Origin of the sequence: Burkholderia sp. AU33545 (assembly GCF_020419685.1) — a bacterium.
GTDB classification, from domain to species: Bacteria; Pseudomonadota; Gammaproteobacteria; order Burkholderiales; family Burkholderiaceae; genus Burkholderia; species Burkholderia diffusa.
In genome coordinates this window covers 471,120-494,928 of sequence record NZ_JAIZRQ010000004.1, presented here as the reverse complement: position 1 = coordinate 494,928, position 23,809 = coordinate 471,120, and the positions used below count along the sequence as shown (strand labels likewise).

Here is a 23,809-nt window from a genome sequence, read left to right as displayed (position 1 = left end):
AAACACAAAACATATCTGCAGACCTCCGCTTGAAGGAAGTCTGATGGAGGAAGACATCATGCCGACCCAACCGTCGACACCCGCCGCGTCGCTCGCGTTGCAGGACGAAACGCAAGACGCACACGCGTCGCAACACTCGCGCGCGCAACGCTACTTGCAACTGCTCCTGCTCGTGATCGCCGCGGGCGCCATCTACCCGATGCTGTACCTGCGGCAGGTGTACCAGCCGACGATGCTGCAGTTCTTCCGTATCGACGACGTGCAGCTCGGCTACCTGTATTCGTCGCTCGGCACGATTTTCCTCATCAGCTACCTGCCGAGCGGCTGGCTTGCCGACCGCCTGTCGCCGCGCTGGCTGATCTGCTTCTCGCTGCTCGCGACAGGCGCGCTCGGGCTCGTCTATGCGACCGGGCCGTCGTTCAACACGCTCGTGGCGATCTTCGGCGGCTGGGGGCTCACCACCGGCCTCACGTTCTGGGCGGCGGTGATCAAGCGCGTGAACATGATCGCGGGGCCAGACGAACAGGGCCGCTTCTTCGGGCTGCTCGACGGCGGCCGCGGGCTCGTCGAGGCGCTGCTCGCGACGATCGCGATCACGCTGTTCGCGTACGTGACGCAGGCGCACGGCGGCACCGATGCGGCCGGCTTCAAGCTCGTCGTGCACCTGTATGCGTTCTTCTGCATCGCGCTCGGCGTAGTGCTTGCGCTGGTGAAGGATCAATCGCGCGCGGGCGATCGCGCGGCGGCCCGGCAGCGCCGCACCGGCAGCGTGCTGACCGACCTGAAGACGCTCGCGGCGATTCCCGAGCTGTGGCTCGTCGCGGCGATCGTGTTCTGCGGCTACCAGGTGTTCTGGGCGACCTACAGCTTCTCGGCGTACCTGCACGAAGGCAACTTCGGGCTCAGCGCGACGGCGGCCGGCTTCATCACGACGCTCAAGCTGTGGATGCGTCCCGTCGGCGGGATCGGCGGCGGCTTCCTCGGCGACCGCGTATCGAAGGTGTCCGTACTGTTCTGGGCGCTCACGCTCGCGGCGCTGTCGCTCGTCGGGCTGATCGCCGCGCCGCCGCACAGCCCGCAGGCGATGCTCGTCGTGCTCGTCCTGTTCATCGGCATCCTCACCTACGCGATTCGCGGCCTGTACTGGTCGCTGCTCGACGACTGCAAGGTGCCGACGCATTGCGCGGGCCTCGCGATCGGCCTGATCTCGGTGCTCGGCTATTCGCCCGACGTGTTCGTGCCGCTGATCAACGGCTACGTGACGCAGACCTGGCCAGGCGCGCACGGCTACCAGCTTTATTTCGGCTATATCGCGGCGATCGCGCTCTGCGGCGCGGGCGCGGCCGCGTTCCTCAAATATCGCCTCAACAGCATCAAGGAGTCCGTATGAAGATCGTTTCGCTCGAAACCCACATCGTTTCCGTGCCGCCGCCGCATGTCGGCGGGATGTACTGGATCTTCGTGAAGCTGAAGACCGACGATGGAATCGAAGGCGTCGGCGAGATCTATTCGGCGACGTTCCACCCGAAGGCGATGGGCCCGATCATCGACGACGTGTTCGACCGCTATCTGCTGAACCACGACCCGCATCACGTCGAGCGGCTGTTCCGCCAGGCGTATTCGAGCGGCTTCACGCAGCGGCCCGACCTCACGATGATGGGCGTCGTCAGCGGCCTCGAGATGGCGTGCTGGGACATCGTCGGCAAGGCCGCCGGCAAGCCCGTGTACGAACTGCTCGGCGGGAAGATCCACGACCGGCTGCGCTCGTACACGTACCTGTATCCGAAAAACGCGAACGGCGAATACGACTACGACGATCCCGATCTCGCGGCCGAATGCGCGGCCGAGAACGTGAAGCTCGGCTTCACGGCCGTCAAGTTCGACCCGGCCGGCCCGTATACGGCCTATTCGGGCCACCAGTTGTCGCTCGAAGTGCTCGACCGTTGCGAGCTGTTCTGCCGCCGCGTGCGCGAGGCCGTCGGCAGCAAGGCCGACCTGCTGTTCGGCACGCACGGGCAGATGGTGCCGTCGTCGGCGATCCGGCTGGCGAAGCGGTTGGAGAAATACGACCCGCTGTGGTTCGAGGAACCCGTGCCGCCGGGCCAGGAAGAAGCGATCGCCGAAGTCGCGAAGCACACGTCGATTCCGATCGCGACCGGCGAGCGCCTGACGACCAAGTACGAATTCCACAAGCTGCTGCAGGCGGGCGGCGCGTCGATCCTGCAGTTGAACGTCGCGCGCGTGGGCGGCCTGCTCGAAGCGAAGAAGATCGCGACGCTCGCGGAAGTGCACTACGCGCAGATCGCGCCGCACCTGTACAACGGGCCGGTCGGCGCGGCTGCGAGCATCCAGCTCGCGACCTGCACGCCGAACTTCCTGATCCAGGAAAGCATCATGACGTGGGGCGGGTTCCATGCCGAAGTCGTGAAGACGCCGATCCGCTGGGAAGACGGCTACATCATCCCGTCGAACGAGCCGGGCCTCGGCATCGAGCTCGATATGGACGTCGTGCGCCGCCATACGCCGTACACGGGCGAGCGGCTGCACCTTCAGATGGGGGAGAAGCCCGTCGACGTGAAGGATCTCGCCCCCGCGAAGGGCTGACCAGGAAAAACGCGACCATGACTTACGATTACATCATCGTCGGCGCGGGCTCGGCCGGCTGCATCCTCGCGAACCGCCTCAGCGAATCGGGCCGGCATTCGGTGCTGCTGCTCGAAGCGGGAGAACGCGACGCGTCGTTCTGGTTCAAGGTGCCGGTCGGCTTCACGAAGACCTACTACAACCGCCGCTACAACTGGATGTACTACAGCGAGCCCGAAGCGCAGCTCGCCGAGCGCAAGCTGTACTGCCCGCGCGGCAAGGTGGTCGGCGGATCGGGGTCGATCAACGCGATGGTCTACGTGCGCGGCCAGCGCAGCGATTACGACGACTGGGCGAACGCCGGCAATCCGGGCTGGGCGTACGACGACGTGCTGCCGTACTTCCGCAAGCTCGAGACCCACGCCGCCGGTGCGACCGACCCGCAGCATCACGGCACGACGGGGCCGATCCACATCACGTCGATGAAGGCCGACGTGCATCCGCTCGTCCACGAGTTCCTGAAGGGCTGCGCGCAACTGAACCTGCCGCGCACCGACGACTTCAACGGCGCGCAGTTCGAAGGCGCGGGCATCTACGACCTGAACACGAAGAACGGCGAACGCTGTTCGAGCAGCTTCGCGTACCTGCGGCCCGCGCTGGGCCGCGCGAACCTCACGCTGCGCTCGGGCGTGCTGGTGCGGCGCGTGACGTTCGACGGCACGCGCGCGACCGGCGTGGTCGTGGCCGGCGCAAACGGCGACGAGACGCTCGTCGCCGCGCGCGAGGTGATCCTCGCGGCCGGCGCCGTCGATACGCCGAAGCTGCTGCAATTGTCGGGGGTCGGCGATCCGGCGCTGCTCGCGCGCCAGCGCGTGCCGCTCGTGCATGCGCTGCCGGCGGTCGGCCGCAACCTGCAGGACCACCTGTGCGTGAGCTTCTACTTCAAGGCGAACCGGCCCACGCTGAACGACGAGATGGGTACGCTGCTCGGCAAGATGAAGATCGGATTGCGCTACCTGCTGACGAAACGCGGCCCGCTCGCGATGAGCGTGAACCAGGCCGGCGGCTTCTTCCGCGGCGCGGAAGATACGCGCGAGCCGAACCTGCAGCTCTACTTCAACCCGCTGTCGTACCGGATTCCGAAGAGCGACCGCGCGAGCATCAAGCCCGAGCCGTATTCAGGTTTCCTGATCGCGTTCAACCCGTGCCGGCCGACGAGCCGCGGCACGATCGAGATCGCAACGAACCGCGCGGAAGACGCCGCGAAGATCCGCATCAACGCACTGACCACGCAGAAGGATCTCGACGAAGCCGTGCAGGGCAGCAAGGTGATCCGTGCGCTGATGCGCGCGCCGGCGCTGAAGTCGATGACCGTCGAGGAAATCTCGCCGGGGCCGCAGGTCGGCTCCGACGAAGCGATGCTGCAGTACTTCCGCGAGCAGTCGGGTTCGATCTACCACCTGTGCGGCTCGTGCGCGATGGGGCCCGATGCGGCGACGTCGGTCGTCGATGCATCGTTGCGCGTGCACGGGTTGCAGGCGCTGCGGATCGTCGACGCGTCGGTGTTCCCGAACATCACGTCGGGCAACATCAACGCGCCGACGATGATGGTCGCGGAGAAAGGCGCGGATCTGATTCTGGCGGACGCGCAACGCGCGGAAACCGCCGGCGTGCCGATGCGCACCCGCGAAACCGTCCCGCAGTGACGCGGCGGCCCGACGCTCGCGCGAACCCTGGCGCGAACCGTTTCCAGCGGAATCGACGCGCCCCGCGGAAGGAAGGGAGCGCGCGATTTCCGTGCGATCGCGTCTCCGGCAACGGCGGGCGGCGCCATGCCTCGTCAGGTCGGAACCATGCCCGCCGGCACACGGGAAAACACTGCCATGAACACGCCGCACAGCCGGCGTACACAGGCTCGAAACGTGCATTCGGTTGTGACGAAAGTCCCCGCGAAACGGGTGTCGCCGTGTCGTCCGTTGTCCGCCGTACGCGAGCAAGGGTTTGTCTGGTTGGCTTTCGATGCCGGCCTGCACTAGCCTCGTGAGGTCTGCCCCCGCGTCGCTCGGCCGGCGGGACGTGACGATGTGGTGACGTTGTGCACACGACAATACGGTGTCGGCGCGCGGCCTCGTTGCCGAAGTTTCATCGCGTTCGATCACGCACATCGATGCCGCCAGAGACATCCTTTGGCTCGCGTGCGATGTGACGCGCGTTCAGCAAGCGCTTGACGTGGCGCGAAGCGATCCGGGGCAACGCGCGCGCCGGCCTGCCGTCGGTGTGCACCGGGGGAACCGCAGGCCCGATCGTGGAGACGCACCGTGAAACGCATGCCATTTCGCTGCATCCATGCCATCAGCTATGCAAGCGTGCTGCTCTTTCAGGCTCAAACGCAGGCGCAGTCGCTGGACGCCCAGTCGACGCAGGAGAACATTTCCGCGCTGCGCCAGGAAGTCGACCACCATCTGCAGGAACTGAACGCGCTCAAGCGCAAGCTGGCCGACGAGGAAGCCAATCTCTCGCGCCTGAGCCGGGCGCTGGACAACCGGGAACTCGCGGCCCGGCGCGGCGCGGGCCCCGGCGATGCCGGCGGCGCCGGCGACGCGGCGACGCAGGCCGTTACCGGCGCCCCGGGCGGCGCGCCCGGCACGGCAGGCAACGCCCCAGGCAACGTGCAATCCGCGGCCGGGTCCGCCGCGCCGCCGAGCCAGCCGGTCGGCCAGGCGCCGGTGGCGGAAACCGCACCGCCGCCCGTCGCGCCGATCTTCGATCAGCCCGGCGTGCTGACGCCGAAGCACAAGTTCGTCGTCGAGCCGTCGTTCCAGTTCAGCTATTCGTCGTCGGACCGCGTCGCACTCGTCGGCTACACGATCATCCCGGCGCTGCTGATCGGCCTGGTCGACGTGCGGGAAGTCAAGACGACCACGCTGACGGGCGCGGTCGCGGTGCGCTACGGGATCACCAACCGGATGGAAGTCGAAGTCCGCGTCCCCTATGTGTACTCGACGAACGACACGATCAGCCGCGAGATCTTCACCGGCACCGCCCAGGACAACGCGTTCAACAGCCACGGCAAAAGCCTCGGCGACGTCGAAATGACGCTGCGCTACCAGTTCAATACCGGCGGCCCCGACAAGTTCTATTACATCGGCTGGCTGCGCTTCAAGACCGCCACCGGCAAGAGCCCGTTCGACGTCGTCACCGATTGCGTCACGCGCTGCGTCGGCAACGCCACCGGCACCGGCCTGCCGCTCGAGCAGCCGACGGGCTCCGGCTTCTACGCGATCCAGCCGGGCCTGACGTGGCTCTTTCCGTCCGACCCGGTGGTGTTCTTCGGCAACGTGAGCTATCTGCACAGCTTCAGCCGCGACAATCTCAGCCTCACGATTCGCGATGGGCAGAAGGACTTCATCGGCAAAGTGCAGCCCGGCGACATCTGGGGTTTCAATATCGGCATGGGCCTCGCTCTGAACGAGAAGGCGTCGGTGAGCCTCGGCTACGACCAGAGCATCGTGCTGCCCACGAAACAGAACGGCCAGACGGTGCCCAGCTCGGTACGCGTGATCCTGGGTTCGCTGCTCCTCGGTTATTCGTACCGGCTGTCGCCGAAAACCACGCTGAATCTGTCGATCGGCGCCGGCCTCACGCGCGACACGCCGGACGTGGTCATGACGCTGCGCGTGCCGATTGCATTCTGACCGCCCGCATGTGCCGACGGCGGCCCGCGCGACGCACGCCGGCCGCGGCGTGCCACGGCCCGCTCATCTGTCGTTCATGGGTCGCTCAGCGCCGCTTCATCGTCCCGGCAACACGCCGATCAGCGCATTGTTCAGCGTCGACATCACGTTCAGGTTCTTGAACGCCGACAGTGTGTTGACGGTCGTGTTGATCGTCGTGATCGCCTGGATTTGCTGGTTGCTCAACGTGTTCTGGATCACCGCGCCGGTCAGCGCCGGCAGCGCGGCGGGCTGCGCGGCGTTGCCGGCGCCGACCTGGATCAGCGCGCCCGCGTTCGCGGCCGCCAGCGCCTGCGCCTGTTGCGCGGTGATATGACTGATGTCCGGGATGTTGAAGTTGGTCGTCGTGACCAGATTGCCGTTCACGAACGCGACGCGCGACACGCCGAACGAAATCTTCAGGCCGCTCGGCATATCGAAGCCGCCGCGCATCGCATCGAGGCGCGCGTCGCTGAGCGCGATCGCGCCGGCTGCCGGCCAGTTCCGTTCCTGCGCGCCGCCCGGTTCCGGGGCCGGCGGCCCGGCCGCGCACTCCGCCATCGCGAGCGGCGCGGCACGCAGGATCGGCGCCCCCCCGGCCCGCGACTCCACAGGCACCGTATCGGCGCCCGCGCTCGTGGCGGATGCCGGCACGACGCCGCTCGTCTGCGCGACAGGCTCGACGGTCGCGGCCGGCGCGCCGTCCTGCATCGCCGCCGCACTCACGGACGTCACACCGCCGCACACCATCGCGGCGATGCCGGCGATCTTCCTGGTCTCGGATCTCATGACGGTCCTCAAAAGTCGCCCGGGCCGTGCTTCGGCATCACGACGTTGTACAGGCCGTCGCGTGCGATGCCGGTGTAGAGCGGCGCGCTGGGCGCGACGCGCCAGTCACGCGGGTCGTTGAACACCGCCAGCTCGGGCCGGTTGTGGATCACGAAAATCACATGGTCTTCCCACTTCTGCTCGAAACTCGCCAGCGACATCGGCTGCGTGCCGGTGGCGGGATCGCCGACGAGCACACGCCCGTCACGCAGCCCCTTCACCACTACGAAATGGTGATAGCCGTGCTCGGTGATCAACACGATCGCCGGCGTGTGCGTCTTGGCGAGGGTCTGCAGCGGCAGCTCGTAGCCGTCCGCGACGAAGCCGTGCGCGTCGAGAAAACGCCGGATGTCGAGCAGCGAGAAGCCCTGCCGGCGGATCTTCTCCTGATTGCCGTTCTCCCACATCTGGGCGAAGGCGGTCTGCTCGGTCATTGGATAGTCGTACTGATAAGTCAGCAGCGTCGCGACGGCAGCCGACCCGCAGCTGAAATCGAACTGCTGCTTGACGGTGCGCTTGAAGCGCGCCTCCTTGAGACTCGTGACATGCATCGTATAACCGGCGCCCGCCGGATCGACGACCGTCATCTCGTCCGCCTGTGCAGCCTGGCCGGCTAGCGCGTACGCGAGCGCCGCGATGCACGCTGCGGCAACCTGTCTCATCGCTCAGTTCCCGAAGCGTACGTTGAGCACCGTCGCGTTCTGAATCAGCACGTTGGCGCCGGTATTCTGGATGACCGTCGGCAGGCCGCTCGCATTGGCGAACGAGCCGTCGGCGATCGAATTCGAGCCGGTCGACACCCGGTTCGCCACGTTGTCGGTCACCGCGCCGGTCAGATAATTCTGGCCGATCAGCGCATCGCCGCCCCGATGCTCGTCGAGCTGATCGGGCGTCATCGCGACGCCGAAGCCGCCCGCTTGCGCGGTCGCGGCGCCGGTCGCAGCGGATGTCGCTGTCGCAGGGGGTGCGACGGCCGCGGCCGGATCGGCCTGATCCGCACGTGCGGCGGATGGGGAAGGTGCGGTTGCCGGCGCAACGCCGACGGCTGCCTCCGCCGCGACGGTTTGCGACCCGTCACCCATGGCATGGGCCGTCAGGCCCGGCAGCAGCACCGCGGGCAATATCGCCAGCGAAAGTGCCGTTCGGATTCGCATGGCTGTCTCCTTGGTCCCTGCGCGAGCCGGCTCGAACCCGGCGCACAGGGAGCGGAATCCGCGTGACCGTCGATCGACGGAAATCGGCCCGGCCTGCGTCAACGAGAGCGAGACGGCCGCTCGGCCATCCCGCCCTCGCCGGCAGTCCTGTCCATCGGCGATGGAATGCAAGCCGCAGGATCGCCTGCGCCCGCGTCAATGCATCCGGCTCGCCAGGACCGGCCAGCCGCTCTAACGTCCTACGGTCAGGTTCGCCTGCACGGTCACAGCCTGCTGAACGAGCGACGCCATGCCGCTGTTCTGGTTGGCGACCATGATGCCCGCCGCAGTCTGTCCGACGCTCGCCATCGCGTTGGACATGTTGAACGTCCCCGCGTTGACCGCATTGGCTCCGCCTGCGCCACCCGCACCGCCGACCGCGCCGTTACCGACGCCGCCGTTGCCGGTGCCGCCTGCGCCGCCCGCGCCGCCCATCGCGCCCACCGCGCCGCTACCCGCGGTTGCGCTGCCGTTGCTGGCCGTCGTCGTCGCGCCGCCGTTCGTCGCGCTGCCGCCCGTGCCCGCGCCGCCGGCACCGCCGTTGCCCGCCGTGGCCGCCGCCGCGCCGCCGTTGCCGCCCGCCGCCGCACCCGAGCCGCCGGTGCCCGAGCCCGATCCGCCCGAAGCGGTCGACGTACCCGCCGACCCTGCGCCGCCCATGCCGCTACCCGAGCCAGTGCCGGTACCCGTGCCGGTGCCGGTACCGCTGCCGGCCGATGCCGACGCGCTTCCGGCGCCATGATTCCTGGCCCACGCGGAACCGGGATCGGCCGTGCCGGTGCCGCCGCCCCAGCCGGTGCCGCTGCCCGTGCCGGCGCCGCCCACCCCGACCGAAGCTGCGATCGCGCCGCCGCCCTTGCCGGAGCCATAGCCGCCGCTCGCAGTGGCATTGCCGCCACTCCCGCCGCTGGCGACAGGCGAACCGCCGGCTCCGCCGCCGCCGCCGTTGCCGGTGCCGGCCGTCGCGCTGCCATTGCTGGCATTGCCCGCCGTGGCGCTGCCGTTGTGCGCGCTGCCACCGCTGCCGCCGGCGCCGCCCGCGCCGCCGCTGCCGCCGTTACCGCCGATGCCACCGTAGCCGTACCCGTTGCCGCCCTTGCCGCCGCTTCCGCCGGCCGCGCTGCCCGAGTTGGTCGCTTGATTGCCGATGCCCCAGACCTGGACATTGCTCACGTACCCGTCGAGTTTGCTGATCGCGACGACCTTGGTGCTGTTGTACGAATCCTGATAGACACTCGCACCGGGCGAGACTTCATTTGCATTGGAACCGGTGTTGCTGGCCTGGCTTGAGTTGACTGTGTTGGTGAGTGTGTTCGATCCGTCATCGGCTTTCTGGCTGCAAGTCGAACTGGTATCGCTGCTGCATGGATTTGCCATCGCGTAGCCGCTGCATCCCAAGGCGAGAAGCGCAGCGGACGCCAATAAAGTCTTACGCATGAAATCCTCCTGAAGTAACGAGGAACGGCTTGGCCGACCGCACCAATCCGGACGACACCACGCATCGGCAGTGCCAACCCCGCCAGCAGCCCGAATACCAGGAGACCGCCGGATTCTTCACGCGACATCGCCCGCCCCGCCCGATTCCGGCACGCGATTTATGTTTCAAGTCTGAAACGTGCCGACCGGCACGGTGCTCGGACATCCGTATGTGCGGATGGATTTCCCGTTTGTATTCAGCCGCCTGCCCGATCAACCCACGGCGCGCCCGGCAAGCGCGGCATGTTTCACTTTTGAGCCGGCCATCCGGTTGCGTCCGGGTATCCCCGTAGCGCCGGATAGTCGATCTCGATCACAAACGCATGCCCGGCAAGGACGCGCGCGCATTCATTCCGCCAGGGCGTCAAAAACCCGCATTAAGCGCCATTCGGAAATGTTTCGGCTGTGATCGGACGCCTTTTCTTCGGATCCCGTCAGCGGCGAGCGTGGGCGCGCGGGTCGGGTGATCGGCCGGAACGAGGATTCCGGCCGGCAGGCGCTATGCAATGGCGCCGCGCATCGCGCTGCGGCGCACCGCACGGAGCCCATCGGTCACCGGCGGTTCGACCGTGTGCGGGGTGGCCGCCGGCTGCCGCCCGAAACGCAGGCGTGGCGCCCGGCGCTTCGTTGACCGTTCTCGCGCCAGCTCAGGTCACGCTCGTCCGTTTCTCCACGAACCGCCTCACATAGTCGTCCGCCGGACGCGACAGGATGTCGTCAGGCGTGCCGACCTGCACGAGCGTGCCGTCTCTCAGGATCGCGATCCGGTCGCCGATGCGCAATGCCTCGTCGAGATCGTGCGTGATGAACACGATCGTCTTCGAAAGCGTCGCCTGCAGTTCGAGCAACTGATCCTGCATCTCGGTGCGGATCAGCGGATCGAGCGCGGAGAACGCCTCGTCCATCAGCAGCACGTCGGTGTCGGCCGCCAGCGCGCGCGCCAGCCCGACGCGCTGCCGCATCCCGCCCGACAATTCGTCCGGATAATGATCGCCGTACCCGTCGAGCCCGACCTTCGTCAGCCAGTTGCGCGCCGCGTCGGCGGCATCGTGCCGCTTCTCGCCACGCGTGCGCAGCGCATACGCGGCGTTGTCGAGCACGGTCTGGTGCGGCAGCAGCCCGAAGTTCTGGAACACCATGCTGACCTTGTAGCGGCGCAGCTCGCGCAGCCCGTGCGCGTCGAGCTTGATCACGTCGCTGCCGTCGATCACGATCTCGCCGGCCGTCGGCTCGATCAGCCGGTTGAAGTGCCGCACGAGCGTCGATTTCCCGGAACCCGACAGCCCCATGATCACGAAGATCTCGCCCGACTCGATGCCGAGGCTCACGTCGTTGAGCCCGACGTTGCAGCCCGTTTCGGCCAGCACCTCGGCCTTGCGCTTGCCGGAGCGCAGCAAGTCGAGCACGCGCGCGTGCGCGGCCTGCGGCCCGAACAGCTTGTACACGTGTTTGACGTCGATGGTCGCCATGTCTGCCTCCGTTCCTATGCGCGCGACGATTGCGTCGCCTGATTCGAATCGACGCCCGCCGACTGCGCCTTGCGCGGCAGCCGGTACGGCACGCGCGACGCGCCCTTCTGCCGGCGCTGCTGCGCGAGCCGCCGCCGCGCACGCCGCTCCTGGCCGAACCCCTGGCTGATCCGGTCGATCACGATCGCGAGGATCACGATCGCGAGGCCCGCCTGCGTGCCCTTGCCGACGTCGAGCGTCTGGATGCCCGCGAGCACGTCCTCGCCGAGCCCGCGCGAGCCGATCATCGACGCGATCACGACCATCGACAGCGCCATCATCGTCGTCTGGTTGATGCCGGCCATGATGCTCGGCCGCGCCAGCGGCAACTGCACGTTGACGAGCAGTTGCCAGCGCGTCGTGCCGAACGCGCGCGCGGCTTCCGTCACGTCCGGATCGACCTGGCGGATGCCGAGATCGGTCAGGCGAATCAGCGGCGGCAGCGCGTAGATGATCGTCGCGAGGATCGCGGGCACCTTGCCGAGGCCGAACAGCATCAGCACCGGAATCAGGTACACGAAGCTCGGCAGCGTCTGCATCACGTCGAGCACCGGCAGCAGCATCCGGCGCAGCCACGCGCTGCGCGACGCGAGGATGCCCAACGGCACGCCGAGCGCGACCGACAGCACCGTCGCGACGAGCATCAGCGCGAGCGTCTGCATCAGCTTGTCCCACAGGCCGAAGCAGCCGATCGCGTAGAGCAGCAGCATGAAGAGCACGCCGAGGCCGATGCGGCGCGTCGCATTCCACGCGATCGCGCCGACGACCAGCAGCACGAACCACGGCGGCGCCACGCGAAGCGCGCCTTCGAGCGGCACGAGCAGATAGCGCAGCAGCATCGTGCTGAAGTGATGGAAGCTGTCGCCGTATTGCGCGACGAAAGTCTCGAGCGCGCTGTTGACCCAGTCGGCGATCGACAGGTGCAGAAAGAAGCCATTCATGTTGAATCTCCGTCGCGCCGCCATGGCGCGTGACGGCGGCGGCGGGCGCGGGCCCGCTGCCGCGCGCAGGTTACGCGCCCTTCAGGCTGCCGGCGATTTTCTGCGCGACGTCGGCCGGCACCCACTGCTTCCACATGTCCTGACGCGTCTTCAGGAACTGCGTGGCCATCGCCGCGCCGTCGATCTTCTTCGTCGTCATCTCGAGGATCGTCTGGTTCAGGAAGTCCATCGGGAAGCGCACCTTGCCGAACACGCCGACGAGATCGGGGTTCGCATCGGCGAACGGCTTCGACACGCCGACCGTCAGCCGCGACACCATGTACGACGATGCACACTGGTGCGTGCTGCTCTCGTCGCGCAGCGTCTTCCAGCATGCTTCGTTATAGGCCGGCATCTTCAACGCGGCGAACTTGTATTTCGCCATCAGCGCGGCCGGGCCCCAGTAATAGAAAACGATCGGCGCGCCGCGCTGGTACGCGGACGCGATCGCCGCGTCGAGCGCCGCGCCCGTGCCCGGATGGAAGTTCGTGTACGACTGGTCGAGCTTCAGCACGCGCAACAGGCGCGTGTTCACGCGCTCGCAGTCCCAGCCCGTCGGGCAGTTCAGGAAGCGGCCCTTGTCCGGTTCCTCCTCGTCGGCGAACACCTGCTTGTACTTCGGCAGATCGTCGACCGATACGAGCCCCGGCGCGACCGGCTTGATGTTGCGCGCCGGATCGCCCTTCACCACGTATTCGGGCACGAACCAGCCTTCCGTCGTGCCGCCCGGCAGCGTGTCGCCGATCAGCTTCACGGCGCCCGACGCAACGGCCTTCGCAGTGATCTCGCTGCGGCCCGTCCACTGCTCGGCCCAGATCTGCAGGTCGTTGCGCGCGAGCGCCGTTTCCGTCGCGGCCGTGCTGCCCGGCACGACATCCGTCTTGCAGCCGTAGCCCTTCTCCATGATCTGCCGCAGCACTTCGGTCGCGAACGACCCGCTCTCCCACGTGATGCCCGCGAAATGGACCGTCTTGCCGTCGGCGCACGCGCCGCCGGCCGCATGGGCCACGGGCGCGGACAGGATCGCCGCGGCGGCGAGAAGGACCGTTTTCAGTCGTCGAATCTGCATGGTGGGTCGTCTCCAAATCGAATCTGTTGTTTGTGCGTCGCGGCATGCGCGGCGACCGGCGAATCGCGAATCCCTCCACGTCCGGTCAGCCTGCATGTTTCAACCGCCAATTTGTTTAGGGAAACGAGTAATTCCGATCATTGCGATCGGCAGCGCCAATCGATCGCCGGCCACCGCGCCAAGCCCGCCGGACGGGGCTCGCGGCCGATTTCCCGAGACCGTTGACGAGCCGGCGCGGGCTGCGTCGCGCCTCCGTTCGCCGGCTGTCCAGCAGGCGTTGGATCACAGCCGCGCGCACGCCGTTTCGGCTGTCGAAACCACCCGTCGCGCCCCCATTGGCGATCCCGATCCCATCCATCGAAATTACTCGCTTTCGATTCCGTTTCGGCTTCGGAAGAATGCGCGGTGTCATCGGAGGAGACACGACCCGACACCGCCGGTCGCCGCGCCGCCGCGCATTGCGCGTTTCCGGCGCCGCGCGCGCTGCGCCGGGTCGCCCCGGATGACGGGACGCGCCTCGCCGGACGCGCTCACGACAACCGATACAAGCTGGATACCCCGGAGATCTCTCAATGAACAAGAAACTGACGGCGCTCGCCGTAATGGCCGCATTCGCGTCGCCCGCGTTCGCGCAAAGCAGCGTCACGCTGTACGGCGTGATCGACGAAGGCCTGAACTACACGAACAACGTCGGCACCGGCCACGTCTACGAGATGGCCAGCGGCTACGCGCAGGGCAGCCGCTGGGGCCTGAAGGGCAGCGAGGATCTCGGCGGCGGCATGAAGGCGATCTTCCAGCTCGAGAACGGCTTCGACGTGAACAGCGGCCGGCTCAACCAGGGCGGCCGCATGTTCGGCCGCCAGGCGTACGTCGGCCTGAGCCAGGCACAGTACGGCACGCTGACGTTCGGCCGCCAGTACGACTCGGTGGTCGACTATCTCGCGCCGACCACCGCCAACGGCAACTGGGGCGGCTACCTGCTCGCGCACCCGTTCGACAACGACAACACCGACAACTCGTTCCGCCTCGACAACACGGTGAAGTACGCGAGTCCGAACTTCGGCGGCTTCCAGTTCGGCGGCGCATACAGCTTCAGCAACAGCACGAGCTTCTCGGACAACCGCGCGTACAGCTTCGGCGCGCAATACCAGAACAACGGGCTGCTGATCGGCGCCGCGTACCTGCAGGCGAACCATCCGGGCAACGGTTCGGCCGGCGCGATCACGGCGAACGACGCAAGCTACATCGCCGAGCGCATGCGCGTGTTCGGCGCGGGCATCAACTACACGTTCGGGCCCGCGACGGTCGGCTTCGCGTACACGAACTCGAACTACAAGAACCCGACCGGCAACGGTTACCTCGGCACGCCGGGCGCGATCATCGCGCCGGGGGCGACGGTCAGCGCGATCAAGTACCAGAACTTCGAAGTGAACGGCGCGTACCAGATCACGCCGGCGTTCATGGTCGGCGCGCAATACGTGCTGTCGCTCGAGAAGTACGACGCATCGACCGGCGACGCGAAGCCGAAGATCCACTCGGTCGGGCTGATGGCCGACTACAACCTGTCGAAGCGCACCGACGTGTACGTGCAGGCCGCGTATCAGCACATCGCCGGCGACAAGACGAACTCGATCCTCGACAACGCGTTCATCCCCGGCACCGATGCGCCGTCGTCGACGTCGAACCAGGTGGCCGTGCGCCTCGCGCTGCGCCACAAGTTCTGACGCAACCCGGTTCTCCGTTCTTCACGCGACACCCGCGCCGGTCTGCCCGAGGTGTCTTTGCCCGCCCGCAAGCGCAAGCCTGCCGGCGGGCTTTTTCATGGTTCGTCGCCGGATGCCGGAGCGCGTGCGCGACATCGGCTGCCTCGCCAGGCCGGACATACGCGTTCGACGGCCTCATGAAAATCCACGACAATCGTTTCCAGCCTTTCATGCCCGTCGTTGCCTGTCTCGATCCGGCGCTCGGCCAACACGCTCGCAGGGCGTGCGCTGTCCGTCTGGCAGCGCACGCCGTACCGCGTTCGGGGCGATCGTAGACAAGCTGCTTGCGGGATGAAGGACGCTCGCGCCTGCGCATTGCTCACAATCGTTTGCAATTCCACGTCAGGCCGGTCGATATGATCGGCCTGTCACCACAGTGGCGGTATGGGCATAGGCAATCCTGCGGCCACGCGCCGTAAAGAGCCCAAATGGCTCGACGAACACAACACATCGGGGGCTACGGCAATGGAGCACAACGAACACCCTAAATCGCACGGCGCTGCCGGCTTCTGGCGACGGACCGCCGCCTTTTCGATCGATTCAATCATTCTCGGACTGATCGGGCTGGCGATCGCGATCCTGTTCTTCGATGCCCTTTCGACGATTGGCGAATGGGGAAGGCTGATCGGCTTCCTGATCGGTTCCATTTACTTTGGCCTGCTCGAGGGCGGGAATCGACACCAGTCGCTCGGCAAGCGGGTGATGCAGATCCGTGTTGCCGATAGCGCCGCCCCTGACGGCTCCGGTCCCGGGTACCTTCGCGCCTGGGCACGGTACGCGCTGATCGCCGTTCCGCTGATACTCGGCGGCATCGCCTTCATCGACCTGCCCGCGCTTCACGAGCCGGGCATGGAATGGCTCGCCACCGCAAACGGCGCGACCATGTTCTTCTGGGGTATGGCATTGCTGTATCTGCTCGTGTTCAACAGGCCGAGCCGCCAGTCCGTACAGGATCTGCTCACCGCCAGCAGGGTCGTGCGAGTCGCGGCCCCCGTCGAGGATGCCGCGCCGCTTGGCCGAAAGCACTGGGCGATCCTGGCTGTCCTTGGCCTGATTTTGTTCGTCGGCAGTCGTTTCGCGGCAATGCGGCTGATCGATGATGATCGCCTGGCCGATATCCAACAGATCCAGCGTGCTGCATCCACCGTTCCGGGCGTGCGCCAGAGCGGCGTCTGGATCGGCAACGTGCGTGCGTTCGGCCCAGCGGGCCAGACGGCGAAAACGGTCGTCACCATCACCGTGGCCACGAGCACGCCGACGATGCTGAACAAGGCCGAGGCGACCGCTGTTGCACACGCAGCGCTTTCTGCATCGCCCTGGCTGCGGCAGCAGGATCTCGTCAACGTGGTGAGTGTCCGCGCAGTCAATCTTGGCATTGCGACGTGGCGAAACCAGTTTTTCATGAGGCACTCGCCTGCCGAATGGGCTGCGGCCTTCGGCACCGGGTCGACGTGATGATGCAAGCGTGACCGCCTCTCAACCAATCGAGCCATGGCCGTCCACCGGACGAAAGCGAAGGACGCACTGCGGAATCAACGATGCCAACGCCAGCGCACGCGGCCAGTGATTGCGGCGATTGCAGGCCCATGCGAAACGCTCGTCGGGAGTCGCCACGTCGGATCGCGGCGCCAGCTGAACACGACGGAACGCACGTCCACACATACACCGGAGCATCCTGAATGAGTGACATCGGCATCGACCTGCCTATTTGGGTCATCCCGGTCCTTTACGGCGCCATCTACTGGCCGGTGACGCTTTTTTTCGGATCCCTCAGCCTGTATGTCGGCGTGACTCGCCTGCACGGCATCCGTCGTATTGCCTTCATCGTCATCGCGCTCCCGCTACTCGCCGTTGCGTGCCTCGGGATCTATTACGTCCTTGCAGGATATTGAGCAACGGCGCATTGCCCCGTGACTGCACGATATCCGTGGATATCCGGGTTCGATCGTTCATCCCGTGTCATGAAACGCCAGCCGCCCCGTCAACCGTGACAGGTCGACAGCCGACGATCCTTCGATACACTGTGTGCCGCCCGATCCGAAGGAGTGCCACTTGAAGCACTGGCGCCGCACCCAGTCCGCAGCCGCAGCCGGCCTCCCGGCCGCGCGCTCCGCCCTCGCCGAACCCGGCAGCCCGCAATGAGCACCGGCCCGCGCAACGCGCGGATCGACCTGCTGCGCGGCGTGTCGATCCTGCTCGTCCTGCTGCATCACTTCAACATCGCGTATCCACTGCGCGATACGGCGCTCGCGCGCGTGCTCGGCTGGGACACCGTCCACGCGATCGTGCGCAACGGCAACTATGGCGTGACGATGTTCTTCGCGATCTCGGGCTATCTGATCACGTCGAATGCGCGCCGCCGCTGGGGCAGCCTCGGCGCGCTCGACGTGCGCGCGTTCTACGTGTCGCGCGTCGCGCGCATCGTCCCGTGCCTGCTTCTGCTGCTCGCGCTCGTCAACGGCCTCGCGGCGGCCGGCGTGCCGATCTTCACGAACCATGCGCCGCAGGGCATCGCCGTGTCGTTCTGGCTCGTGAATCTCGCATCGCTCACGTTCTGGATGAACGTGCTGATCGGCGCATACGGATGGGTCAACTACGCGCTCGGCGTGCTGTGGTCGCTATCGGTCGAAGAGGTGTTCTACCTGTCGTTTCCGCTGCTGTGCATCGCGCTGCGCCGCGACTCGCGGCTGTTCGCGTTCTGGCTGCTGATCGCCGCGATCGGCCCCGTGTACCGCTTCACGCATCCCGGCGACGAAGGCGGCTTCCTCTATGCGTACTTCGCTTGTTTCGACGGCATCGCGATCGGCTGCTGCACCGCGCTGCTCGCCGAACGCGCGCGCTGGCAGGTGCTCGCGGCCGCGCCCGTGCAATGGCTCGCGGCAGCGGCGATGACGGCACTCTATCTCGCGTGGCCGATCGCACAAAGCCATGTGATCGGGGTATCCGCGATGGCGCTCGGCACGGCGGTGCTGCTGATCGGCGCGCATGCGGAACGCGAACGCACGCGTGGCCACATGCTCGCGCCGCTGCGCTGGAGCGGGCGGCTCAGCTACGAGCTGTATCTGTTTCATTTGATCGTGCTCGGCACACTGCGCACGTTCTGGCCGCCGTCCGCCACGCACGGTGACGGCAAGCTGGCGTTGCTCGTCGCGTATCTGATGTTGTCGGCCGGCTTGAGCACGGTCATCGCACGCGGCTATGCGACACCGCTCGACCGCTTCATCAAACGAATCACGTCGCGGCCCGCGGCGCGTGTGCCCGACGGCGCGCGCTTCTAGCGCGTCGTCGGGCACACGCGCCGGGTGAGGGCAGGAACCCGATGCGACGGCAATGCGAACGGAAAATGGAAGGGTCAGTATGACTTATGAAAGCAACCGGCGCGGCACCGCATTCGGGTGCGCTGCGCGCGGTCGCGTCAACCGGTGTGTTCGGCGGCGGCGCTGCGTACGGTCACGATGCGCGCAGGCGGAATATTTGCCCAGACGATACGGCTGCCGCAGGCAACAAATGCCGAATTGCCCAGCGGATGACGGCGGGGGGTGCGCAAGTCGTACGTGAATTGAATCATCACGCCGTCGGCCGACAGCACGCGGCTGCATTGATCGACGATGGCCGTCACGTCCTCGCGCGGCAGCGTGCGCAACGGCAGGCACGACACGATCGCATCGACCCGCGCGGCGGGCGGCAGCAGCCGTTCGAGCTGCCGCGCGTCGCCCCACACGATCGACACGTCCGGAAAGCGTCGCCGCAGGTGCTGCACGAACGCCGGCGAGCGCTCGACCACGACGAGGCGACGTGGTGCGACGCCGCGTTCGAGCAACGCCGCGGTGATCGCGCCGGTGCCGCCGCCGAGTTCGACGACCAGCCCGTCGCCGTCCGGCACCGCGTCGGCCATCTCGCGCGCCAGATGCCGCGAACTCGGACACAGCGCGCCCACCGCGGCCGGGCGGCCGACCCACTCGCGCACGAACAGTGCCGAGACACGCCACGCGTTCGGCCAGATCATTGGCCCGCCTTGAGCGGTTGCGCCGTCGGCTTCGACGTGCCGATGACTTCGTGAAACAGGACTGCGGCGACACGGGGGTCTTTCACGTGCATCCTCCTGGACGAATCGTTCCGTCGCAGGAAGAGCGACGATCAAATCGATTCTAGGAAACGCAAACTTAAGGCGACGTGAAGATTGTCGCTGATAGCCCGCGCCGCCGCATCTGTGAGCGGGCCGCCGACGGGAGCGAAGCAGCGTAACCGCTCGGGAACGAACGGCACGCCGCATCGCACGCGGCCCCGCCTTACCGCAGGTTGGTCCTCGCCAGCTCGACGATCTCGTCGCCGCGCCCGCTCAGGATCGCGCGCAGCATGAACAGGCTGAAGCCCTTCGCATGCGCGATCTCGATCTTCGGCGGCATCGCGAGTTCGTACTTCGACGTGACGACGTCGACGACCGCCGGACCGTCATGCGCGAACGCCGTGCGCAATGCCTGCTCGACGTTCTCCGAATGTTCGACGCGCACGCTGAAGATGCCCGCGCCCTTCGCGATCGCCGCGAAGTCGGTCGGGCTCAGGTCGACGTTGGTGTCGAGATAGCCGGCCGCCTTCAGCTCCATCGACACGAAGCCGAGCAGGCTGTTGTTGTAGACGACGATCTTGATCGGCAGGTTGAGCTGGCGCGCGGTCAGCAGATCGCCGAGCAGCATCGACAGCCCGCCGTCGCCCGACAGCGACACGACCTGCCGCCCCGGATGCGCGCCCTGTGCGCCGAGCGCCTGCGGCATCGCGTTCGCCATCGAGCCGTGGTTGAAGGAGCCGTGCAGCTGGCGCTTGCCGTTCATCGTCAGGTAGCGCGCGGCCCACAGCGTCGGCGTGCCGACGTCGGCCGTGAAGATCGCGTCGTCGGCCGCGACGTCGTCGACGATCTTCGTCAGGTATTGCGGATGAATCGCGCGGCCCGGCGGCTCGGCCACCGCGAGATCGTCGAGCCCCTTGCGCGCGGCCGCGTAGTGCTTCAGCGCGTTCTCGAGGAAGCGCCGCTGCGTCTTGCGCGTGAGGCGCGGCAGCAGCGCAGCGATCGTTTCCTTCACCGTGCCGACGAGCCCCAACGCAAGCGGCGCACGGTGCCCGAGCTGCGAGCCTTTGCAGTCGATCTGCGCGATCTTCGCGTTGGTCGGATAGAACGGCCGGTAAGGGAAGTCCGTGCCCAGCATCAGCAGCGTGTCGCACGATTCCATCGCGTGATAGCCCGAGCTGAAGCCGATCAACCCCGTCATCCCGACGTCGAACGGGTTGTCCCATTCGACGAACTGCTTGCCGCGCAGCGCATGCACGACCGGCGCGCCGAGCGTGTCGGCCAGCGCGATCACTTCGTCGTGCGCGCCCTGCGTGCCGCTGCCGCACAGCAGCGTGACCGCGTCCGACGCGTCGAGCAGCGCCGCGAGCCGGTCGAGATCGGCGTCGGCCGGCAGGATCGACGGCGGCGCCGAACCGCTCCACGCGGGCGCCTCTTCCGGGCCGTCGCCGAGCGCGATGTCGCCCGGCAGCACGATCACCGCGACGCCGCGTTCCTCGATCGCGGTACGCATCGCGCGCGCGAGCACGCGCGGGAACTGCGATGCGTTGGTCACAAGTTCCGCGAAATGACTGCACTCGCGGAACAGCTCCTGCGGATGGGTTTCCTGGAAGTAGCCGAGGCCGATCTCGGTCGACGGGATGTGCGCGGCGATGGCCAGCACCGGCTGGTGATTGCGATGGCAGTCGTAGAGGCCGTTGATCAGGTGCAGGTTGCCGGGGCCGCAGCTGCCCGCGCACACCGCGAGCCGGCCGGTCGACGCGGCATCGGCGCCGGCCGCGAACGCGGCGCTTTCCTCGTGCCGCGTATGCATCCAGCGGATCGAGCCGATCTGGCTCAGGCTGAACGACAGCCCGTTCAGGCTATCGCCCGTCACACCCCAGATGCGCTCGACGCCCGCTGCCGCCAGCGTCTTCGCCAGGTATTCCGCCATCGTCTGTCTAGCCATCATGCCCTCGCTCATTGATCGGTCGTTACACGATTGATCCGGCTACGGCAGCCGCCGTCGCCGCTGACGGGACGAGCATACGCGATCGTGCCGCGCGGCGTCGTGACGATGCGAGCATCACGCGCGGCGACGCAGCGACGCGGCGGCGGACGGGCGCGGCACCGTGGCAACGCAGAGCGCGGCACGCCAGTCGTTTTCTCGACGGAACTGCCCTGCGAGGCCGCGCGTTCCCGGCCCGCATGCCGTCAACGCAGCCTGCGCGGCCGATCACATCGCGATGCGCTACACCGGCAGTGCATGCGTGGACAGAATCTCCTTGAGTACCATGAACGAACGCACCTGCCGCACACCGGGCAGGTACAGCAGTTGTTCCGCGTGCAAGCGGTTGAAGCTCTCGTTGTCGCGCGTGCGGACCAGCATGAAGTAGTCGAATTCGCCGGTTACCACGTGACATTCGACACACCCCGACACCTTCTGCGCGGCCTTCTCGAATTCGGCGAACGCCTCGGGCGTCGAACGATCGAGTACGAAGCCGATCACGACCAGCATCCCGGCACCCAGCGGCTTCGGGTCGAGCAGCGCGACGATACCGCGAATCAGCCCCATCTCCTTCAACCGTTCGACGCGCCGCAGGCACGCCGGCGCGCTCAGCTTCACCTTCGCGGCGAGGCTCACGTTCGAGATCGACGCGTCCTGCTGCAACTGCCGCAGGATCGCGCGGTCGATGCGGTCGAGCACCGGCGCGGCGGCGGCCGGCAAGGCACTGCCACGATCTAATTTCATTGCGTCTCCTGGACTGCTTGCGAACGAAAATTATCTATCTGATCCGCATCTCATCGACAACGTAGGCCCTCGTTATTAATTTCGCAAGCTCATTTCTCGCCGTCCTGCCTATCATTTTTCCATTGGGACACGGCGTGCCGGCCGCCCCCGTCCGATGCGAATTCCCGCCCACAGCCTTTCGGAGCTTGTCGATGAACCTGCAACGTTTCCCCCGCTATCCGCTCACGTTCGGCCCGACGCCGATCCAGCCGCTCAGGCGTCTGAGCGCGCACCTCGGCGGCAAGGTCGAGCTGTATGCGAAGCGCGAGGACTGCAACAGCGGCCTCGCTTTCGGCGGCAACAAGACGCGCAAGCTCGAATACCTCGTCCCCGACGCGCTCGCGCAAGGCGCCGACACGCTCGTGTCGATCGGCGGCATTCAATCGAACCAGACACGCCAGGTCGCGGCCGTCGCCGCGCATCTCGGGATGAAGTGCGTGCTCGTGCAGGAGCACTGGGTCAACTACGAGGATCCGGTGTACGACCGCGTCGGAAACATCCAGCTGTCACGAATGATGGGCGCCGACGTGCGGCTCGTTGCCGACGGTTTCGACATCGGCATTCGCCGCAGCTGGGAAGAAGCGATGGAGAGCGTGCGGCAGGCGGGCGGCAAGCCGTATCCGATTCCGGCCGGGTGTTCCGAGCATCCGCTCGGCGGACTCGGGTTCGTCGGCTTCGCGGAAGAAGTGCGCGAGCAGGAAGCACAACTTGGCTTCAAGTTCGATTACATCGTGGTCTGCTCGGTCACGGGCAGCACGCAGGCGGGGATGGTCGTCGGCTTCGCGGCCGACGGACGCGCGGACCGCGTGATCGGCATCGACGCGTCGGCAACGCCCGAGCGCACGCATGAACAGATCACGCGCATCGCGCGGCACACGGCCGAGCTGGTCGGGCTGGGGCGCGATATCGAAGAGAAGGACGTGGTGCTCGACACGCGCTATGCCGGGCCGGAATACGGACTGCCGAACGATGGCACGCTGGAGGCGATTCGTCTGTGTGCGCGGCTGGAAGGCATGCTGACCGATCCCGTCTATGAAGGGAAATCGATGCACGGGATGATCGACCACGTGCGGCGCGGGGAATTCGAGCCGGGGTCGAAGGTGCTGTACGCGCACCTTGGCGGGGTGCCGGCGTTGAGTGCATATAGCGGGATTTTTCGGGAAGGTTGATCGCGCGATGCGGCACGCCGACGTCGCGCATGCCTCGCCGGTCTGCCGCCTCTTGCCGATTCCCGGTGGACGGCCGCTTCGATCCGATCAGGCCGTCGTTCTCACGCGCGTGCCGCACAGACTGGCACGCGCGCCTTGCCTTACGGTGTCGTCGAGAAGCCGGCGAGACCGCCGCCCACGCCACCGCCCAGGCCGCCCAGCGCCGCGCCGTAGTTGGTCTCCGTCGCGCTGCGTTCCGACGCCGCGATCTGCACGGCCGAGCGCATGCGCAGATCCTCGCGATCGCCCCTTTTTAAATAGGAAACCTGATCTTTAGGGCGATCGGAACCTCCGGTGTCATCGCAGATACGAATCGAGTTGCCGTTGACGGACGGATCCTGCGCGCACGCGGCCAACGGCAACGGCCCCGGTGCCGGAAAACGGCGAACCATTCTTGTTTTTCCCACGGTATATTTGCGCCGCACTGCTTCGCGCTATTTCACCCCCGCGAGCGCGTACCCGGCTCGCGCGCGGCGGGGAGAATACAATTCACCCACGCCGACACGCGGTCCAAGGCTCTCTCAGGCTCTCTTCGTATCGTTCAGTCACGCGCTGGCTGCCGCTTTTCGCTGGGCCGACCGTTGTCGACACCGGCGCCTCAACCTGACGCGGCAAACAATAGTGACGTGGTGAGCAATAATAATGGAGAAAAATG

The 23,809-nt window shown here is 66.7% G+C and carries 20 protein-coding genes; 9 read left to right on the top strand and 11 right to left on the bottom strand.

What is annotated here, in order from left to right; translation table 11 throughout:
- Positions 1-58: 58 nt before the first annotated feature.
- From LGM71_RS16145 to LGM71_RS16130, 4 genes are all read left to right on the top strand, one after another.
- Entirely contained in the window at positions 59-1,390 is a 1,332-nt protein-coding gene (locus tag LGM71_RS16145; protein ID WP_226115357.1) for an MFS transporter, read from the top strand.
- Complete coding sequence (locus LGM71_RS16140) at positions 1,387-2,604, top strand: mandelate racemase/muconate lactonizing enzyme family protein (RefSeq protein WP_226115356.1); 1,218 nt, start codon at positions 1,387-1,389, stop codon at positions 2,602-2,604. The genes LGM71_RS16145 and LGM71_RS16140 overlap by 4 nt, the downstream gene beginning before the upstream one ends.
- Positions 2,605-2,621: 17 nt before the next feature.
- The gene (locus LGM71_RS16135) at positions 2,622-4,289 is read left to right on the top strand and encodes a GMC family oxidoreductase (protein WP_226115355.1); all 1,668 of its coding nucleotides are present in this window, start codon (positions 2,622-2,624) and stop codon (positions 4,287-4,289) included.
- A 612-nt stretch (positions 4,290-4,901) separates the two neighbouring features.
- A complete protein-coding gene (locus LGM71_RS16130) occupies positions 4,902-6,278 on the top strand; it encodes an acetate kinase (RefSeq protein WP_413226884.1) in 1,377 nt (458 codons plus the stop codon).
- 96 nt (positions 6,279-6,374) lie between these two features.
- On the opposite strand, the gene LGM71_RS16125 is transcribed toward LGM71_RS16130, so the two are convergent.
- From LGM71_RS16125 to LGM71_RS16095, 7 genes are all read right to left on the bottom strand, one after another.
- Complete coding sequence (locus tag LGM71_RS16125; protein ID WP_226115354.1) at positions 6,375-7,085, bottom strand: hypothetical protein; 711 nt, start codon at positions 7,083-7,085, stop codon at positions 6,375-6,377.
- An 8-nt stretch (positions 7,086-7,093) separates the two neighbouring features.
- Entirely contained in the window at positions 7,094-7,786 is a 693-nt protein-coding gene (locus tag LGM71_RS16120; RefSeq protein WP_175816251.1) for a C39 family peptidase, read from the bottom strand.
- 3 nt (positions 7,787-7,789) lie between these two features.
- Positions 7,790-8,449, bottom strand: coding sequence for a hypothetical protein (locus tag LGM71_RS33410; protein ID WP_413226883.1), 660 nt, complete (start codon positions 8,447-8,449; stop codon positions 7,790-7,792).
- 60 nt (positions 8,450-8,509) lie between these two features.
- Positions 8,510-9,754 (bottom strand): hypothetical protein, encoded by a 1,245-nt coding sequence (locus tag LGM71_RS16110; protein WP_226115353.1) that lies wholly within the window; start codon positions 9,752-9,754, stop codon positions 8,510-8,512.
- 686 nt (positions 9,755-10,440) lie between these two features.
- On the bottom strand, positions 10,441-11,262 hold the full coding sequence (locus tag LGM71_RS16105; protein ID WP_226115352.1) for a quaternary amine ABC transporter ATP-binding protein: 822 nt from the start codon (positions 11,260-11,262) through the stop codon (positions 10,441-10,443).
- A 14-nt stretch (positions 11,263-11,276) separates the two neighbouring features.
- A complete protein-coding gene (locus tag LGM71_RS16100) occupies positions 11,277-12,242 on the bottom strand; it encodes an ABC transporter permease (RefSeq protein WP_174910058.1) in 966 nt (321 codons plus the stop codon).
- A gap of 70 nt (positions 12,243-12,312) precedes the next feature.
- Positions 12,313-13,350, bottom strand: a complete 1,038-nt coding sequence (locus tag LGM71_RS16095) for an ABC transporter substrate-binding protein (protein ID WP_069749671.1) — start codon at positions 13,348-13,350, stop codon at positions 12,313-12,315.
- A gap of 572 nt (positions 13,351-13,922) precedes the next feature.
- On the opposite strand from LGM71_RS16095, the gene LGM71_RS16090 reads away from it, so the two are divergent.
- The 4 genes from LGM71_RS16090 (at position 13,923) to LGM71_RS16075 (ending at position 18,391) form a co-directional block, all read left to right on the top strand.
- The gene (locus tag LGM71_RS16090) at positions 13,923-15,074 is read left to right on the top strand and encodes a porin (RefSeq protein WP_226115351.1); all 1,152 of its coding nucleotides are present in this window, start codon (positions 13,923-13,925) and stop codon (positions 15,072-15,074) included.
- Positions 15,075-15,578: 504 nt separating this feature from the next.
- Complete coding sequence (locus LGM71_RS16085; protein ID WP_226115350.1) at positions 15,579-16,568, top strand: RDD family protein; 990 nt, start codon at positions 15,579-15,581, stop codon at positions 16,566-16,568.
- A 224-nt stretch (positions 16,569-16,792) separates the two neighbouring features.
- A complete protein-coding gene (locus LGM71_RS16080; RefSeq protein WP_226115349.1) occupies positions 16,793-17,005 on the top strand; it encodes a hypothetical protein in 213 nt (70 codons plus the stop codon).
- A 246-nt stretch (positions 17,006-17,251) separates the two neighbouring features.
- Positions 17,252-18,391, top strand: a complete 1,140-nt coding sequence (locus LGM71_RS16075; RefSeq protein WP_226115348.1) for an acyltransferase family protein — start codon at positions 17,252-17,254, stop codon at positions 18,389-18,391.
- A 137-nt stretch (positions 18,392-18,528) separates the two neighbouring features.
- Here the strand turns inward: LGM71_RS16075 and LGM71_RS16070 are convergent, their stop codons facing one another.
- The 3 genes from LGM71_RS16070 to LGM71_RS16060 form a co-directional block, all read right to left on the bottom strand.
- Positions 18,529-19,119: a class I SAM-dependent methyltransferase gene (locus LGM71_RS16070; protein ID WP_174910070.1), complete on the bottom strand. Its 591-nt coding sequence runs from the start codon at positions 19,117-19,119 to the stop codon at positions 18,529-18,531.
- Positions 19,120-19,402: 283 nt separating this feature from the next.
- A complete protein-coding gene (gene poxB, locus LGM71_RS16065) occupies positions 19,403-21,124 on the bottom strand; it encodes a ubiquinone-dependent pyruvate dehydrogenase (protein ID WP_226115533.1) in 1,722 nt (573 codons plus the stop codon).
- A 282-nt stretch (positions 21,125-21,406) separates the two neighbouring features.
- Positions 21,407-21,907, bottom strand: a complete 501-nt coding sequence (locus tag LGM71_RS16060) for an Lrp/AsnC family transcriptional regulator (protein ID WP_124627655.1) — start codon at positions 21,905-21,907, stop codon at positions 21,407-21,409.
- Between the two features lie 191 nt (positions 21,908-22,098).
- On the opposite strand from LGM71_RS16060, the gene LGM71_RS16055 reads away from it, so the two are divergent.
- Positions 22,099-23,115: a 1-aminocyclopropane-1-carboxylate deaminase gene (locus LGM71_RS16055; protein WP_124903185.1), complete on the top strand. Its 1,017-nt coding sequence runs from the start codon at positions 22,099-22,101 to the stop codon at positions 23,113-23,115.
- A 140-nt stretch (positions 23,116-23,255) separates the two neighbouring features.
- Here LGM71_RS16055 and LGM71_RS16050 read toward each other — a convergent pair whose 3' ends face one another.
- Positions 23,256-23,546, bottom strand: coding sequence for a hypothetical protein (locus LGM71_RS16050; protein WP_226115557.1), 291 nt, complete (start codon positions 23,544-23,546; stop codon positions 23,256-23,258).
- Positions 23,547-23,809: the final 263 nt, after the last annotated feature.

What these genes read in the sequence shown, in the direction of transcription:
- LGM71_RS16145 (WP_226115357.1), top strand. Translation starts at nt 59, where the DNA reads ATGCCGACCCAACCGTCGACACCCGCCGCGTCGCTCGCGTTGCAGGAC.
- LGM71_RS16140 (WP_226115356.1), top strand. Translation starts at nt 1,387, where the DNA reads ATGAAGATCGTTTCGCTCGAAACCCACATCGTTTCCGTGCCGCCGCCG.
- LGM71_RS16135 (WP_226115355.1), top strand. Translation starts at nt 2,622, where the DNA reads ATGACTTACGATTACATCATCGTCGGCGCGGGCTCGGCCGGCTGCATC.
- LGM71_RS16125 (WP_226115354.1), bottom strand. Translation starts at nt 7,085, where the DNA reads ATGAGATCCGAGACCAGGAAGATCGCCGGCATCGCCGCGATGGTGTGC.
- LGM71_RS16120 (WP_175816251.1), bottom strand. Translation starts at nt 7,786, where the DNA reads ATGAGACAGGTTGCCGCAGCGTGCATCGCGGCGCTCGCGTACGCGCTA.
- LGM71_RS16110 (WP_226115353.1), bottom strand. Translation starts at nt 9,754, where the DNA reads ATGCGTAAGACTTTATTGGCGTCCGCTGCGCTTCTCGCCTTGGGATGC.
- LGM71_RS16105 (WP_226115352.1), bottom strand. Translation starts at nt 11,262, where the DNA reads ATGGCGACCATCGACGTCAAACACGTGTACAAGCTGTTCGGGCCGCAG.
- LGM71_RS16100 (WP_174910058.1), bottom strand. Translation starts at nt 12,242, where the DNA reads ATGAATGGCTTCTTTCTGCACCTGTCGATCGCCGACTGGGTCAACAGC.
- LGM71_RS16095 (WP_069749671.1), bottom strand. Translation starts at nt 13,350, where the DNA reads ATGCAGATTCGACGACTGAAAACGGTCCTTCTCGCCGCCGCGGCGATC.
- LGM71_RS16090 (WP_226115351.1), top strand. Translation starts at nt 13,923, where the DNA reads ATGAACAAGAAACTGACGGCGCTCGCCGTAATGGCCGCATTCGCGTCG.
- LGM71_RS16085 (WP_226115350.1), top strand. Translation starts at nt 15,579, where the DNA reads ATGGAGCACAACGAACACCCTAAATCGCACGGCGCTGCCGGCTTCTGG.
- LGM71_RS16080 (WP_226115349.1), top strand. Translation starts at nt 16,793, where the DNA reads ATGAGTGACATCGGCATCGACCTGCCTATTTGGGTCATCCCGGTCCTT.
- LGM71_RS16075 (WP_226115348.1), top strand. Translation starts at nt 17,252, where the DNA reads ATGAGCACCGGCCCGCGCAACGCGCGGATCGACCTGCTGCGCGGCGTG.
- LGM71_RS16070 (WP_174910070.1), bottom strand. Translation starts at nt 19,119, where the DNA reads ATGATCTGGCCGAACGCGTGGCGTGTCTCGGCACTGTTCGTGCGCGAG.
- poxB (WP_226115533.1), bottom strand. Translation starts at nt 21,124, where the DNA reads ATGGCTAGACAGACGATGGCGGAATACCTGGCGAAGACGCTGGCGGCA.
- LGM71_RS16060 (WP_124627655.1), bottom strand. Translation starts at nt 21,907, where the DNA reads ATGAAATTAGATCGTGGCAGTGCCTTGCCGGCCGCCGCCGCGCCGGTG.
- LGM71_RS16055 (WP_124903185.1), top strand. Translation starts at nt 22,099, where the DNA reads ATGAACCTGCAACGTTTCCCCCGCTATCCGCTCACGTTCGGCCCGACG.
- LGM71_RS16050 (WP_226115557.1), bottom strand. Translation starts at nt 23,546, where the DNA reads ATGGTTCGCCGTTTTCCGGCACCGGGGCCGTTGCCGTTGGCCGCGTGC.